The organism is Pantoea sp. F_5 (genome assembly GCF_008631595.1).
Taxonomy (GTDB): Bacteria; Pseudomonadota; Gammaproteobacteria; order Enterobacterales; family Enterobacteriaceae; genus Pantoea; species Pantoea gossypiicola.
In genome coordinates this window covers 57,452-72,348 of sequence record NZ_VWUO01000006.1, presented here as the reverse complement: position 1 = coordinate 72,348, position 14,897 = coordinate 57,452, and the positions used below count along the sequence as shown (strand labels likewise).

The 14,897-nt window shown below is 56.9% G+C and carries 12 protein-coding genes; 6 read left to right on the top strand and 6 right to left on the bottom strand.

What is annotated here, in order from left to right:
• Positions 1-13: 13 nt before the first annotated feature.
• Both malP and malQ read left to right on the top strand, forming a co-directional pair.
• Entirely contained in the window at positions 14-2,419 is a 2,406-nt protein-coding gene (gene malP, locus F3I44_RS09790) for a maltodextrin phosphorylase (protein WP_150011116.1), read from the top strand.
• A gap of 9 nt (positions 2,420-2,428) precedes the next feature.
• Positions 2,429-4,510, top strand: a complete 2,082-nt coding sequence (gene malQ, locus F3I44_RS09785) for a 4-alpha-glucanotransferase (RefSeq protein WP_150011114.1) — start codon at positions 2,429-2,431, stop codon at positions 4,508-4,510.
• A 47-nt stretch (positions 4,511-4,557) separates the two neighbouring features.
• On the opposite strand, the gene nfuA is transcribed toward malQ, so the two are convergent.
• Both nfuA and gntX read right to left on the bottom strand, forming a co-directional pair.
• Complete coding sequence (gene nfuA / locus F3I44_RS09780; RefSeq protein ID WP_009087718.1) at positions 4,558-5,133, bottom strand: Fe-S biogenesis protein NfuA; 576 nt, start codon at positions 5,131-5,133, stop codon at positions 4,558-4,560.
• Positions 5,134-5,191: 58 nt separating this feature from the next.
• Complete coding sequence (gntX, locus tag F3I44_RS09775) at positions 5,192-5,872, bottom strand: DNA utilization protein GntX (protein ID WP_150011112.1); 681 nt, start codon at positions 5,870-5,872, stop codon at positions 5,192-5,194.
• 34 nt (positions 5,873-5,906) lie between these two features.
• Between gntX and bioH the strand changes: the two genes are divergently transcribed.
• Positions 5,907-6,683 (top strand): pimeloyl-ACP methyl ester esterase BioH, encoded by a 777-nt coding sequence (gene bioH, locus F3I44_RS09770; protein WP_150011110.1) that lies wholly within the window; start codon positions 5,907-5,909, stop codon positions 6,681-6,683.
• Positions 6,684-6,853: 170 nt separating this feature from the next.
• Entirely contained in the window at positions 6,854-7,123 is a 270-nt protein-coding gene (locus tag F3I44_RS09765) for a YdgH/BhsA/McbA-like domain containing protein (protein WP_003853019.1), read from the top strand.
• On the opposite strand, the gene F3I44_RS09760 is transcribed toward F3I44_RS09765, so the two are convergent.
• The 4 genes from F3I44_RS09760 to yjbE all read right to left on the bottom strand — a co-directional run bounded on the left by F3I44_RS09760 (position 7,124) and on the right by yjbE (position 12,269).
• Positions 7,124-8,809, bottom strand: coding sequence for a sugar phosphorylase (locus tag F3I44_RS09760; protein WP_150011108.1), 1,686 nt, complete (start codon positions 8,807-8,809; stop codon positions 7,124-7,126). It abuts the gene before it with no gap.
• Positions 8,810-8,936: 127 nt separating this feature from the next.
• Positions 8,937-11,264, bottom strand: coding sequence for a Tex family protein (locus tag F3I44_RS09755; RefSeq protein ID WP_150019385.1), 2,328 nt, complete (start codon positions 11,262-11,264; stop codon positions 8,937-8,939).
• A gap of 103 nt (positions 11,265-11,367) precedes the next feature.
• The gene (greB, locus tag F3I44_RS09750) at positions 11,368-11,841 is read right to left on the bottom strand and encodes a transcription elongation factor GreB (RefSeq protein ID WP_003853016.1); all 474 of its coding nucleotides are present in this window, start codon (positions 11,839-11,841) and stop codon (positions 11,368-11,370) included.
• Positions 11,842-12,020: 179 nt separating this feature from the next.
• Positions 12,021-12,269 (bottom strand): exopolysaccharide production protein YjbE, encoded by a 249-nt coding sequence (gene yjbE, locus F3I44_RS09745; RefSeq protein ID WP_150011104.1) that lies wholly within the window; start codon positions 12,267-12,269, stop codon positions 12,021-12,023.
• Positions 12,270-12,804: 535 nt separating this feature from the next.
• Here yjbE and ompR point away from each other — a divergent pair.
• Entirely contained in the window at positions 12,805-13,524 is a 720-nt protein-coding gene (gene ompR / locus F3I44_RS09740) for a two-component system response regulator OmpR (RefSeq protein ID WP_003853014.1), read from the top strand.
• Positions 13,521-14,888 carry a two-component system sensor histidine kinase EnvZ gene (envZ, locus tag F3I44_RS09735; protein WP_150011102.1) on the top strand — a complete coding sequence of 456 codons (1,368 nt, stop codon included), beginning with the start codon at positions 13,521-13,523 and terminating at the stop codon, positions 14,886-14,888. The genes ompR and envZ overlap by 4 nt, the downstream gene beginning before the upstream one ends.
• Positions 14,889-14,897 lie beyond the last annotated feature (9 nt).

Below are 14,897 nucleotides of genomic sequence, written 5' to 3'. Positions count from 1 at the left end.
AGAAGGGAGTGATATGCCGCAGCAAAAATTTAATAAAGCCCGTTTTAACGCCGCATTTACCCGCCAGTGGCAGCAGTTAAGTCTCCTCTCTGCACAACAGATGACCCCACACCAGGCGTGGCAGGCGGTGAGCGCGGCGCTGGCAGAACTGCTGGCCGCGCAACCGGCTCCGCGTCCGGCTGTGCAGCAGCGCCACGTTAATTATCTGTCGATGGAGTTTCTGATTGGCCGTCTGACCGGCAACAATCTGCTGAATCTCGGCTGGTATGACGAGGTTAAAGCGGCGCTGGCTGAGCAGCAGCTCGATTTAACCGAACTGCTGGAGCAGGAGGTCGATCCGGCGCTTGGCAACGGCGGGCTGGGACGACTGGCCGCCTGCTACATGGATTCAATGGCAACGGTAGGGCAGTCCGCCACCGGCCACGGACTGAATTACCAGTACGGCCTGTTCCGCCAGTCTTTTGACGAGGGTAAGCAGATTGAAGCGCCCGATGACTGGCAGCGCGAGCGCTATCCCTGGTTCCGTCACAACGCAGCGCTGGATGTCGACGTCGCGATGGGTGGTCGGGTAGAAAAGCTGGAAAACGGTGACGTACGCTGGCATCCCGATTTTACGCTGCGCGGCGAGGCCTGGGATTTGCCGGTCACCGGCTACCGCAACGGCGTAACGTTGCCGCTGCGCCTGTGGCAGGCAGTAAGCGCGCATCCGTTTGATCTCACCGCCTTTAACGACGGCCATTTCCTGCAGGCGGAGCAGCCCGGCATCGAAGCGGCAAAGCTCACCAAAGTGCTTTATCCCAATGACAACCATCAGGCTGGCAAGCGGCTGCGCCTGATGCAGCAATATTTCCAGTGCGCCTGTGCGGTGGCGGATATCCTGCGGCGTCACCATCTGGCGGGGCGCAGTATTCACAGCCTGCCGGATTTTGAAGTCATCCAGCTCAATGATACCCATCCGACCATCGCTATCCCGGAGATGCTGCGTGTGCTGCTGGATGAGCATCAGCTGAGCTGGGATGCGGCATGGCAGATCACCAGCCGGTTATTTGCTTACACCAACCACACGCTGATGCCGGAGGCGCTGGAGCGCTGGGATGAAAAGCTGATGCGCAGTCTGCTGCCGCGCCACATGCTGATTATCAAAGAGATTAACCAGCGGCTGAAAAAACGGGTGAAGCAGCGCTGGCCGGATGACAAAGCGATGTGGCACAAGCTGGCGGTGGTCGCTGACGGTCAGGTGCGGATGGCCAATCTCTGCGTCGTCAGTGGCTTTGCGGTCAACGGCGTGGCGGCGCTGCACTCCCGTCTGGTGGTCAGCGATCTCTTCCCGGAATATCACCAGCTCTGGCCGCAAAAATTCCATAACGTCACCAACGGCATTACGCCGCGTCGCTGGCTGAAGCAGTGTAATCCGGCGCTGGCCGGGCTGATTGATGAGACGCTGAAAACGGAGTGGGCCAATAACCTTGATGCGTTGACCGGTCTGGAGGCCTATGCCGACGATCAGGCGTTTCGTCAGCGCTATCGCAGCATCAAACAGCAGAACAAAGCGCAGCTGACGGCATATATCGCGCGGCATACCGGCATCATCGTGAATCCGGCTGCGCTGTTCGATGTGCAGATCAAGCGTCTGCATGAGTACAAGCGCCAGCATCTCAGCCTGTTGCATATCCTCTACTGCTATCAGACGCTCTGTAATAACCCGGAAGATGTCACCTTTACGCCACGGGTATTCCTGTTCGGGGCTAAGGCCGCGCCGGGTTACTACCTCGCCAAAAATATCATCTACGCCATTAACAAAGTGGCGGAGGTAGTGAATAACGATCCGCGGATTGGCGACAGACTCAAAGTGGTGTTTATCCCCGACTACCGTATCACCGTGGCCGAGCAGATGATCCCGGCGGCCGATCTCTCTGAGCAGATCTCCACCGCCGGTTATGAAGCTTCCGGCACTGGCAACATGAAGCTGGCGCTGAACGGTGCGCTGACGATTGGCACGCTGGATGGTGCCAACGTCGAGATTGCCGAACAGGTGGGCGAGGAGAACATCTTTATCTTCGGTCACACCGTGGATGAGGTGAAAGCGCTTAAAGCAAAAGGCTACAACCCGAAAAAGGTGCGTAAGCAGAACAAGCCGCTGGACGAATTACTGAAATCGCTGGAGAAGGGCAAATTCAGCGACGGGGATAAGCACGCCTTTGACCTGATGCTGGAGAGCCTGACGAAACACGGCGATCCCTGGCTGGTGCTGGCCGACTTTCAGGCCTATATAGAGGCGCAGCAACGGGTGGAAGCGCTATGGCGTGACCCCGAAGGCTGGACCCGCGCCGCCATCCTCAATACGGCCCGAACCGGCATGTTCAGTTCGGACCGTTCCATTCGTGACTATCAGCAACGTATCTGGCAGGCACCGCGCTAAGGAGCAGCAATGAAGCAAAATTCACTCGATCAGGCCGCCCGTGCCGCAGGCATTTCACTGGATTACATCGACGTTAACGGCAGGAAAGAGGCCGTCAGCGATGAGACCAAACGCGCGCTGCTGGCGGTGATGGCAGAACCGCAGAAGGCCAGCAAATCCCCGCTGCCGCCGGTCGCGGTGTTCAGCGGCAGCAGTAAGCGACAGCTGACGCCTCAGGGCAGTGGCACTTACCACTGGCAATTGCAGACCGAAAAGGGCAAACAGCACAGCGGCGAGTTAACCGCCGGTGAGCCTTTTACACTGCCGGGACCGCTGACCCAGGGTTATCACCAGCTGACGCTCACTAAAGGAAAGAAAAGCTGGCAGACGCAGATTATTGTCGCGCCGCGGCGCTGCTATCTGCCTCCGGCGCTGGAGGCGGGGGAAAAACGCTGGGGTGCACTGGTTCAGCTTTATACCGTGCGCTCTGAACAGAACTGGGGCATCGGTGACTTCGGCGATCTCGACCATCTGCTGGTAAAACTGGCTGAGCGCGGCGGCGATTTCGTCGGGCTGAATCCGCTGCATGCGCTCTATCCTGCCAGCCCCGGTTTTGCCAGTCCGTATAGTCCGTCATCGCGCCGCTGGCTGAACATCATCTATATCGACGTCAGTCAGGTGGCCGATTTTCAGCAAAGCGCGGCGGCGCAGAAGTGGTGGAAAAGCGCTAAAACCCAAAAGGCATTGACCAAAGCGCGTGAGGCAGAGCGGGTCGACTATGAAACTGTGATGGCGCTGAAGCTGGCGGCGCTGCGCCACGCCTGGACACACTTTCAGACGCGTGACAGCCAGAGCGAAGAGCCTCACTCCTTTGCGGCCTTTGTGCGTGAAGGCGGTGACAGCCTGCGTTATCAGGCTGCCTATGACGGCATTCAGCTGGCGCGGCAGGCGGACAAGTCGCAGCAGGGCGGCTGGCCTGCCTGGCCAGAGGCGTGGCGCAACAGTCGGTCACCGGAAGTGCAGCAATGGTGTGAGCAGCATGAAGAGGAGATCGCCTTCTGGCAGTGGCTGCAATGGCTGGCGCAGCAGCAGTTCTCAGGCTGCTGGGCGCACAGTCAGGCGCTGGGCATGAGCGTCGGTCTCTACCGTGACCTTGCGGTGGGCGTGGCGGAAGGCAGTGCGGAGACCTGGCACGACCCGGAGCTTTATCGCCTCAAGGCCTCGGTGGGCGCACCGCCTGACCGTCTGGGGCCGCTGGGACAAAACTGGGGCTTACCGCCGATGGATCCGCATGTGATGCAGGCGCGCGCTTATCAGCCCTTTATCGACATGCTGCGCGCCAACATGCGTGACTGCGGCGCGTTGCGTATCGACCATGTCATGTCGCTGCTGCGTCTGTGGTGGGTGCCAGCCGGAGAGACGGCGGATAAAGGCGCTTATGTAGCCTATCCGGTCAACGATCTGCTGGCTATCCTGGCGCTGGAGAGCCACCGGCTGCGCTGTATGGTGATTGGAGAAGACCTTGGCACCGTGCCTCAGGAGATCGTCAGCCTGCTGCGCAAAAGCGGTGTCTTTTCATGGAAGGTGCTCTGGTTTGAGCAGGAGAAAGATGAACGCTATCGCGCGCCGCAGGACTACCCGCGTCAGTCTATCGCCAGCGCCAGTACGCATGATCTGCCGACGCTGACCGGCTTCTGGGAGCAGGGCGACCTGGAACTGGGCGAGAAGCTGGGTCTTTATCCGGGCGATGCGGTGAAAGCATTACATCAGCAGCGTGCCGCGCAGAAGCAGGCGCTGCTGGATGCGCTGCATCAGGCGGGTGCCTTACCGGCACGCAGTCAGAAGAAGGCAGAGAAGCTGGCTATGACGCCTGCATTGAACCGCGCGATTCATCGCTTCCTGGCGGATACCGACAGTGCGCTGCTGGGCCTGCAACCGGAGGACTGGCTCGGCATGACCACGCCGGTGAACGTGCCGGGCACCGTGGATCAGTATCCGAACTGGCGACGCAAGCTAAGCAAAACGCTGGAGGAGATCTTTGCGGATAAGGAAGTGAATGCACTGCTGAAGGTGGTCAGCCAGCAGCGTCAGTCAGGAAAGAAAGAGAAATAAGAAGAGCTTTAAAAATAGCGCGGCAGTCAGGCTGCCGCGCTTTATCATCAGTAGAACGAGTGTTCGCCGCGCTGATGCTCGGTAATATCGCGCACGCCTTTCAGTTCCGGGAAGGCAGCCAGCAGCTCTTTCTCAATACCGTCTTTCAGGGTCACGTCGATCATCGAACAGCCGTTACAGCCGCCGCCAAACTGCAGAATAGCGTAGCCATCGTCAGTGATCTCCATCAGCGACACGCGGCCACCGTGGCCGGCCAGCTGTGGGTTGATCTGTGCCTGCAGCAGATACTCTACGCGCTCAACCATTGGCGCATCATCCGAGACTTTACGCATCTTGGCATTCGGCGCTTTCAGCGTCAGCTGTGAACCGAGATTGTCGGTAACGAAGTCGATTTCCGCATCTTCCAGATAGGGCTTGCTCAGCTCATCAACGTAGGCAGAGAGCTTTTCGAACTTCAGTTCGGTGTCAGTCGCTTCAACCGCATCGGGCGGACAGTAAGAGACGCCACACTCGGCTGTTGGCGTACCCGGGTTAATCACGAATACGCGAATCTGGGTGCCATCTTCTTGTTTGGATAGCAGTTTAGAAAAATGTTCCTGGGCAGAGTCAGTAATTCGGATCATGTCGATTGCTCAATAGTTGACTAATTTAGTTGGTTATAATACGCCCATCAATGACGCTCTACAAGGTACGGCACAGGCACCAGACCTGCACGCTGGCCGCGCCCTGCGCAAGTAACAGACGACTGATTTCATCTACGGTACTGCCGGTCGTAATGACGTCATCCAGCAGGGCGATATGGCGTCCCTGCACCGCCATTTCAAGGCGAAAGGCACCGCGTAAGTTGGTGCGGCGCTGTCGGGCGTTGAGCTGATGCTGTAGTGCACCCCTTCGCCTGCGCGAAAGCCCTTCATGCCATTCACAGCCCAGCCAGTCCGCCAGCGGAGCGGCCAGCAGTACCGTCTGATTAAAGCCACGCTGCCAGCGTCGTCGCTGATGCAGCGGAACCGGCAGCAGCAGATCGGGACGCGGCACACTTCCGCGCCGGTAAGCATTCAGCCAGCTTAGCAAAAGCAGCCGCGCCAGCATCACCCTGAGTGCGGTTATGTGAGAAAACTTAAGCTGATTAACCCACTGGCTGAACGGGGAACAGTAGTCATTGACGCAGACCAGTGCCTGCCAGGCAGGCGGTTTAAGCTGGCAGCGGCCACAGGCGACTTTTGCTGAGCCTGCCGGTAATCCGCAGCGCGGGCAGAGCAATGGCAACGGCGGTAATCCGCGCAGGCATAAGCTGCAGATGCCGTGCCGGGCTATCCGTAACGGCATCCGGCATAGCCAACACAGGGTGGGCATTGCTAGCATAGCGACCTCCTTATCAATTTCGGGATAGTAACTGATGACGTCGCTCTACTGGCACACCTGCGGGGAAGGAAAACGCGATCTTGTGCTGCTGCACGGATGGGGACTGAACGCCGAAGTCTGGCAAAGCATTATTCCGCGACTCAGTACGCACTATCGCCTGCATCTGGTCGATCTGCCGGGTTATGGCCGCAGCGGTGATTTTGGTGCACTGACGCTGGCGCAGATGGCAGAAGAGTTACTGCCTTTGCTGCCACCGCAGGCGATTGTGGTGGGCTGGTCGCTGGGCGGACTGGTGGCAACGCAGCTTGCGCTGACAGCGCCAGAAAAGCTGGCTGCACTGATTACCGTGGCGTCGTCACCCTGTTTCACTGCCACCGGGAACTGGCCCGGCATTAAACCGGAGACGCTGCAGAACTTCCAGCAGATGCTCAGCAACGATTTCCAGCGCACGGTGGAGCGCTTTCTGGCGCTGCAGACGCTGGGCACCGAAACCGCGCGTGCTGATGCGCGACACCTGAAAGAGGTGGTGCTGTCACAACCGATGCCGGAGGTGGCGGTACTGGATGGCGGTCTGGAGATCCTGCGCCAGGTCGATCTGCGCGACGCGCTACCGCAAATCAGGCTGCCGTTCCTGCGACTCTACGGGGCGCTGGATGGGCTGGTGCCGCGCCGGATAGCCGCTGAGATTGATGAAATGTTGCCAGATTCGCCTTCGGTCGTTATCGAAAAAGCAGCGCATGCACCTTTTATTTCCCATCCTGACAACTTATGTCAGCATATTGTTAATTTTATCAGTAATTTACCGGGATAGTGCTGCTTTATATTGGCAAAATCGCTGACAGCAGCAATACTTCTCTCTGTGAGCAAGGCCGCTGCAATTTTATGTGATTAGTCACGGAAATGACTATGCCGTTCCATACTGCCTTACGCGTTTAGCGGCTGCTTACATCTCACAATGGATCATGAATGAGGGTAAACATAATGAAGGTTTTTAAATGGGTTGTGGCTTCAATGATGATGGGCGCGATTTCATTTTCTGCGATGGCAGCGAAAGAAGTCACCAAAGAAGAAGTTAAGACAATGAACCTGCAGAAGATTGGCACCGTTAACACCACGGCGGAAACCACCTCGCCAATGGATGCTAAAAAAGTGCTGTCTAAGCTTGCTGACGAGAAAGGCGGTAAATATTACCTGGTGATCGCGGGTCGCGAACACGGTAAATTCAGCGCTACCGCTGAAGTCTACAAGTAATTAACGTAGCCACATGAACTGCCAGGCATCCAGCTTAACCGGCTGGGTGCCATCAATTTTCTCTCCGCTTACCACATCCTGCAACGTATGCGCCACCGGCAGCTGCGTCATTACTGACCGTCCACTGAGATTAAACACGCACAGCAGCCCGTCGCCGCTCTCCGGCTGATGACGGCTGAGCACCAGCAGGGCGTTTTCGCTGTCAAAGATCGTCATCGGATTATCAGGATGAAACGCAGGCTGGCGACGCCGTAACTGAATCAACTGCCCAAGGCGGGTGTAGACCTGCTGACGCAGCCAGTCACCGCCTGCCAGCGCCGACTCAATCTGCTGCAAATCATACTTCTGCCGGTTAATGGCCCGGTTATGCCCGGCTGCCCGCACGCCATCATAATAGTTACGACCGCCCAGAATGCTCTGGATATAGATAGCCGGTACGCCAGGAAAGACCAGCAGAATCGCATGGGCCAGCAAAAAGCGTTTCAGTCGCGTGGCGTCATCGTCAGCTTCGCTATTTAACGCATCCAGATAGGTGACGTTGATTTCATAGGGGCTGGTGGTGCCGTCAGGATTGTTTTTATAGGAGACGAGCGCACCTTCCAGTGCCAGATCGCGCACCAGCGCCACAATCTCTACTTCAGACAAAATGCCGCGCGCTGGATTCAGCCCGATGCCATCGTGTGATGCCAGAAAGTTGAAGAAGGTGGTGTCGTTGCTGCTGAGATCCAGCGAACTGGCCCACTGCCGCAGCGCGCGCGCCGATCCGGTATGAATGGCGTGCAGGACCAGCGGCGGCAGTGAAAACTGATAGACCATCTGTGCCTCATCGTGCCCGTTGCCCAGATAACTGATGTTGTCCTGATGCGGCACGTTGGTCTCAGTGATAATCACCGTCCCAGGCGCGACATGGTCGGCAATGGCGCGAAACAGCTTCACCAGCTGATGGGTTTTTTCCAGATGAATACAGCGCGTGCCGGGCGTTTTCCACATATAGCCGACCGCATCGAGACGTACATAGTCAGCGCCACGGATCAGGTAGTCGAGCAGCACGTTAACCATGCGCAGCAACACCTCAGGATTGGCAAAGTTAAGGTCTATCTGGTCGGCGCTGAAGGTGGTCCAGATAAAGCGGGTGTCGCCATCGGCTATCTTAAACGGCGTCAGCAGCGGCGAAGTGCGCGGTCGCGTGACGGCACTGAGATCGGTGGCGGGCGGCATGCTGATAAAGAAATCGTCCCAGCCGGGATCCTGCGCCAGAAAGTGGCTAAACCAGGCGCTCTGCGACGACATGTGGTTGCAGACGAAGTCAAACATCAGCCGGGTTTCCTGATGCAGTCGCGCAATATCCTGCCAGTCGCCGCACTGCGGATCGACCTGATGGTAATCAATCACCGAAAAGCCGTCATCGGACGACCAGGGGAAAAAGGGCAGCAGGTGAACCAGCGGAAACGTGGATTGCAGATGCTGCTGATAGAAACGGGAAAAGGTGCTGAGCGTGGGTTTACCGGCTTCCCGAAACTGATCGGCGTAGGTGATCAGCACCACATCCTGTTCATCCCAGTGTGCCTTACGGGGCAGCTTAATCGTCTCGCGGGCGGTAGCGATGTCAGCCTGCAGGCGCGCAAAGGTCGCCTCCGGGAATGTGCCAGCATAAATCTTCTCAATCAGATCGGTGATCGTTTCCATTGTGAATTGGGTGCCACAGCAGGTGTTGTTTTTATGACAGGCGTCTTTTTAGCGTAGCGCGATGATGGGGATTTTCAACCGGGGGAGAGGGCGGGAAAAGGGGGCCAGATGTGGCCCCCTGAAAAGCTTAGCGTTTTTTACCGAATGCCGCGGCCAGCGCATCACCCATCGCGCTATTACCCGCTGAGGAAGTAACCGGACGTGGACGGCCTTTACCGGCGGCCGGACGTTTCTCTTCGCGCGGGGCGGTGTTTCTCGCGCCACCACGGGCATTGCCTTCGCCCGGTTGCTCATCAAGACGCATGGTCAGGGCAATACGTTTGCGCTGGAGATCGACTTCCATCACTTTCACTTTGACGATATCGCCCGCTTTCACCACCTGATGTGGATCTTCCACAAAGCGGTCTGAAAGCGACGAGATATGAACCAGGCCATCCTGATGCACGCCAATATCCACAAACGCACCGAAGTTGGTGACGTTGGTGACGGCACCTTCGAGGATCATGCCCGGCGTCAGATCGTTCAGTGTTTCCACGCCTTCTGCAAACTGCGCGGTTTTGAACTCAGGACGGGGATCGCGGCCCGGCTTCTCCAGCTCTTTCATAATGTCGGTGACGGTCGGCAAACCAAAACGTTCATCAATGAAATCGCGCGGGCTGAGATTGCGCAGGCTGCCCGCATTACCCATCAGGTCGCTCAGCGCCTGTTCGGTAGCGGCCAGAATGCGCTCGACCACCGGATAGGCTTCCGGGTGGACCGTGGAGGCGTCGAGCGGGTTATCGCCGTGGTTGATGCGCAGGAAGCCCGCACACTGTTCAAAGGCTTTTGGCCCAAGACGGCTGACTTTCAGCAACTGCTGGCGGTTCTGGAAGCGGCCATGCTCATCACGCCAGCCGACAATGTTCTGCGCCATCATGCGCGTCAGGCCTGCGACGCGGGTCAGCAGTGGCACCGAGGCGGTGTTAAGGTCAACGCCGACGGCGTTCACGCAATCCTCGACTACAGCGTCGAGTTTCTTCGCCAGCTGGCTCTGGCTGACATCATGCTGATACTGACCGACACCGATTGATTTCGGATCGATTTTCACCAGCTCGGCCAGCGGATCCTGCAGACGGCGGGCAATCGACACCGCGCCGCGCAGCGAAACATCAAGGTCCGGAAATTCCAGCGCCGCCAGTTCAGAGGCTGAGTAGACCGATGCGCCAGCTTCACTGACAATCACTTTCTGTACCGTGACCTGTGGGAACTGTTGCTGCAGATCCAGGAAGAAACGCTCGGTTTCACGTGAAGCGGTGCCGTTGCCAATTGCCACCAGCTCGACCTGATGCTTAATGCAGAGCGCGGCAACAGCGGCAGCCGCTTTGGCGGTCTGTCCGGTGTGTGGATAAACGGTATCGGTCGCCACGAGTTTACCGGTGGCATCGACCACAGCGACTTTAACGCCGGTACGCAGGCCGGGATCCAGTCCCATGGTGGCACGCATCCCAGCCGGGGCTGCCATCAGCAGGTCGTGCAGGTTGCGGGCAAAAACGTTGATCGCTTCATCTTCTGCACGCTCACGCACCGTACCCATCAGTTCGGTTTCCAGATGCAGCATTACCTTGATGCGCCACGTCCAGCTCACGACGGCTTTACGCCAGCTGTCGGCAGGGGCGTTATTCAGGCGCAGGTTCAGGTGTTCAGCAATCAGGGTTTCGCCGTGGCTTTCACGCGGTGCTTCATCAAACTGCGGATCGGCATTCAGTGAGAGTTGCAGCACACCTTCGTTGCGGCCACGCAGCATCGCCAGCGCACGATGCGACGGCACGGTGCTCAGCGCTTCGTGATGATCAAAGTAGTCACGGAACTTCGCGCCCGCTTCCTCTTTGCCTTCCACTACACGTGAGACCAGGTGGGCATTTTTCCACAGGTAGTTACGGACTTTGGCCAGCAGCGCCGCATCTTCAGCGAAACGCTCCATCAGGATGTAGCGGGCACCATCCAGCGCGGCACGGACGTCGGCGACGCCTTTATCAGCATCGACATACTGCTCAGCCAGCTGCTCAGGGGTGTGCGACGGATCCTGCCACAGAGTGTCCGCCAGGGGTTCCAGACCTGCTTCAATCGCGATCTGTCCACGCGTGCGGCGTTTCTGTTTGTAGGGCAGGTAGAGGTCTTCAAGCTCGGTTTTGCTGAGGGTGGTATTGATGGCGCGGGCGAGGTCGTCAGTCAGTTTTCCCTGATCGTCAATCGACTTCAGAATCGACTGGCGTCGCTCTTCAAGTTCACGCAGATAGCTGAGGCGGGTTTCCAGCTGGCGGAGTTGGGTATCATCCAGGCCGCCGGTTACCTCTTTACGATAGCGTGCAATAAACGGCACGGTATTCCCTTCATCTAACAGGCGAACGGCGGCGTCAACCTGCTCTGGTCGCGCCTGTAGCTCACTGGCAATTATCTGGCTCAGAACTTTCATCATCAGGACTGTCTTGCTTTCCGGGTTGAGAAATAGCCGACAGTTATACGGATTGATAATCAAAATTGCCAGAGACACGGGCGGCTTTCAGCGATAATCTGAATCGTTATTGCGGGTAGTCAATCGCGTTGACATACCACAGTGCCGGACCCACTGGCGTCTCAACGGTGGCGGCATCGCCAACCTCTTTTTTCAGCAGCGCCCGCGCCATGGGGGAGTCGATAGAGATGTAATCTTTGCGGCCAAAAATCTCATCGTAGCCCACAATGCGGAAGCGTTTGAGGTCGCCCTCATCGTTTTCAATTTCTACCCAGGCACCAAAGAAGACTTTGCCATCCTGCTGGGGTGAATAGTCAACAATACGGAGCTGTTCAAGACTTTTGGTCAGATAGCGAACGCGGCGGTCAATTTCGCGCAGCCGTTTTTTGTTGTACTGATAATCGGCATTTTCACTGCGATCGCCAAGACTGGCAGCCCAGGTGACTTTTTTCGTCACTTCCGGTCGCTCTTCACGCCATAAATAGTCGAGTTCCGCTTTCAGCTTATCGAAGCCTTCGCGGGTAATAAGTCGGGTTTTCATGCTATACCGGCCACAGAGATCTCAGGAGCGACAGTGTAAGGCAAAGAGGGCACGGCAAAAAAGAGTCGGGGAAAGGGTTTTTAAAGGCTAAAACCCACGTTGATTTCCCCGGCGGCGAAAGGGTTAATGCTGTGATGCAAAATGAAACCAGTAATCTGAAGCCAGCAGGGTGCTTAAACTTATTTTCCGGCGTGAGTCGCCGTAGTGGTCGAGGTGCCGGTGCTGTGACCGTCACCGCCGCCGCCGCCCATAGTGGCCAGCGCAACGCCCAGCAGGGCTGCGACTGCACCTACACCGATGGCGTCAGAGTTACCTTTTGCAGTGGTTGTCGCTGCTGCGCCGGCGGCTTCACCGGTTGCTGTGGCAGCATAACCTGGGCTGACGCTGCTTAATGCCAGCGCGCTCAGCAGTAAAATTGTTTTTTTCATTGTGTATTCCCCGTTGAGACATCGAATGTTGCCAGAGGAGTCTGGTTCAAAACGAGAGGGGCGAAAAGTTGGCTTTACTGATTGATTTAAAGGACTTTAATTTAAACTGGCCTTGCTGAGCGTGTTGCTGAAACTAATCCGAGATGAGCATGAGGCGTCAGGCAGGTTTACTGGAATATTATGCTGCCGCTTCGCTGTTGAGATAGATTATCTGGAGTTTATCTACAGTGATGGCTGATTATTAAGTCAAATTATCTGCTAACTCACTGAATTGATTCATCGATTAAAAACTGGCTCGCTTCTGACGCCAGCGATACAGAGAAACAGGGTCATTTTTTCAGATTTGCCGTATCAGAAGCCAGGCGGAGGTAAACATGTTAAAAAGACCCCACAATCGCCTTAATTCAAATATAAGCTCCTGTTTAATATGCTTTGTAACAATTTTGGCTAGAATATAAACCAATAATGACTGTCACTATAAGGCATCTTTTTTTAACAATGTTGGCTCAGGCAATAGCGCCTTTGGGAGTTGAAAATGCAAGAGAACTACAAAATTCTGGTCGTCGATGATGATATGCGTCTGCGTGCACTGCTTGAACGCTATCTCACCGAGCAGGGCTTTCAGGTGCGCAGTGTCGCTAATGCCGAGCAGATGGATCGTCTGTTAACCCGTGAATCCTTTCATCTGATGGTACTCGACCTGATGTTGCCGGGCGAAGATGGCCTTTCTATCTGCCGTCGTCTGCGCAGTCAGAGCAACCCGATGCCGATTATTATGGTGACCGCCAAGGGCGAAGAGGTGGACCGTATCGTGGGGCTGGAGATTGGCGCTGACGACTACATTCCCAAGCCTTTCAATCCGCGTGAGCTGCTGGCGCGTATCCGCGCGGTGCTGCGCCGTCAGGCTAATGAACTGCCAGGCGCACCGTCGCAGGAAGAGGCGATTATTGCCTTCGGTAAATTCAAACTTAACCTCGGCACCCGCGAGATGTTCCGTGAAGATGAGCCGATGCCGCTGACCAGCGGTGAGTTTGCAGTGCTGAAAGCGCTGGTAAGCCACCCGCGTGAGCCGCTGTCCCGTGACAAACTGATGAACCTGGCGCGTGGCCGTGAATACAGCGCCATGGAACGTTCGATCGATGTCCAGATCTCCCGCCTGCGTCGTATGGTGGAAGAGGATCCTGCGCATCCGCGTTATATCCAGACCGTCTGGGGGCTGGGCTACGTCTTTGTGCCGGACGGCAGTAAAGCATGAAGCGACTGCGCTTCTCGCCACGGAGTTCGTTTGCCCGCACCCTGCTGCTGATCGTTACCCTGCTGTTCGTCAGCCTGGTGACGACCTATCTGGTGGTGCTGAACTTCGCCATTCTTCCCAGTCTGCAACAGTTCAATAAGGTGCTCGCTTACGAAGTTCGTATGCTGATGACCGACCGGTTGCAGCTGGAAGATGGCACGCAGCTGGAAGTGCCCCCGGCGTTTCGCCGGGAAATCTACCGCGAACTGGGGATCTCGCTCTACACCAATGCAGCAGCAGAGGAGAGCGGATTGCGTTGGGCGCAGCATTATGAATTCCTGAGCGAGCAGATGGGGCAGCAGCTCGGCGGTCCGACCGATGTCCGGGTGGAGGTGAATAAAAACTCGCCGGTGGTCTGGCTGAAAACCTGGCTGTCGCCCGATATCTGGGTGCGGGTGCCGCTGACAGAGATTCATCAGGGCGACTTCTCACCGCTGTTCCGCTATACCCTGGCGATCATGCTGCTGGCGATAGGCGGAGCCTGGCTCTTTATCCGCATCCAGAACCGGCCCCTGGTGGATCTGGAGCACGCCGCTTTGCAGGTCGGACGCGGGATTATTCCGCCGCCGCTGCGTGAGTATGGCGCGTCAGAAGTGCGATCGGTGACCCGTGCCTTTAATCAGATGGCGGCCGGGGTGAAGCAGCTGGCGGATGACCGTACGCTGTTAATGGCGGGCGTCAGCCACGATCTGCGTACGCCGCTGACCCGCATTCGTCTCGCCACCGAGATGATGAGTGAGCAGGATGGCTATCTGGCCGAATCGATTAATAAAGATATCGAAGAGTGCAACGCCATCATTGAACAGTTCATTGACTACCTGCGTACCGGTCAGGAGATGCAGACCGAGCGCGCAGATCTTAACAGCGTGCTGGGCGAAGTCGTGGCAGCTGAAAGCGGCTATGAGCGTGAAATCGAAAATGCGGTGATGCCGGAAGAGTTAATGCTGGATATCAATCCGCTGTCGATTAAGCGCGCACTGGCTAACCTGGTAGTCAACGCCGCGCGATACGGCAATGGCTGGATAAAAGTCAGTAGCGGACGGGAACTGCATCGTGCCTGGTTCCAGGTAGAAGATGACGGTCCTGGTATCAAGCCGGATCAGCTGGCGCATCTGTTCCAGCCTTTTGTGCGGGGCGACAGCGCCCGCAGCACCAGCGGGACCGGTCTGGGTCTGGCGATTGTGCAGCGTATCATTGATGCCCATCAGGGCTCGCTGGAGATTGGCGAGAGCGAACGCGGCGGGTTACGTATTCGTGCCTGGTTGCCGTTAGTGGAAACGATGGCGCTGAGCCACAATAACAGCAGCAATAGCGTGTCTGGCTGATAAAAAGCG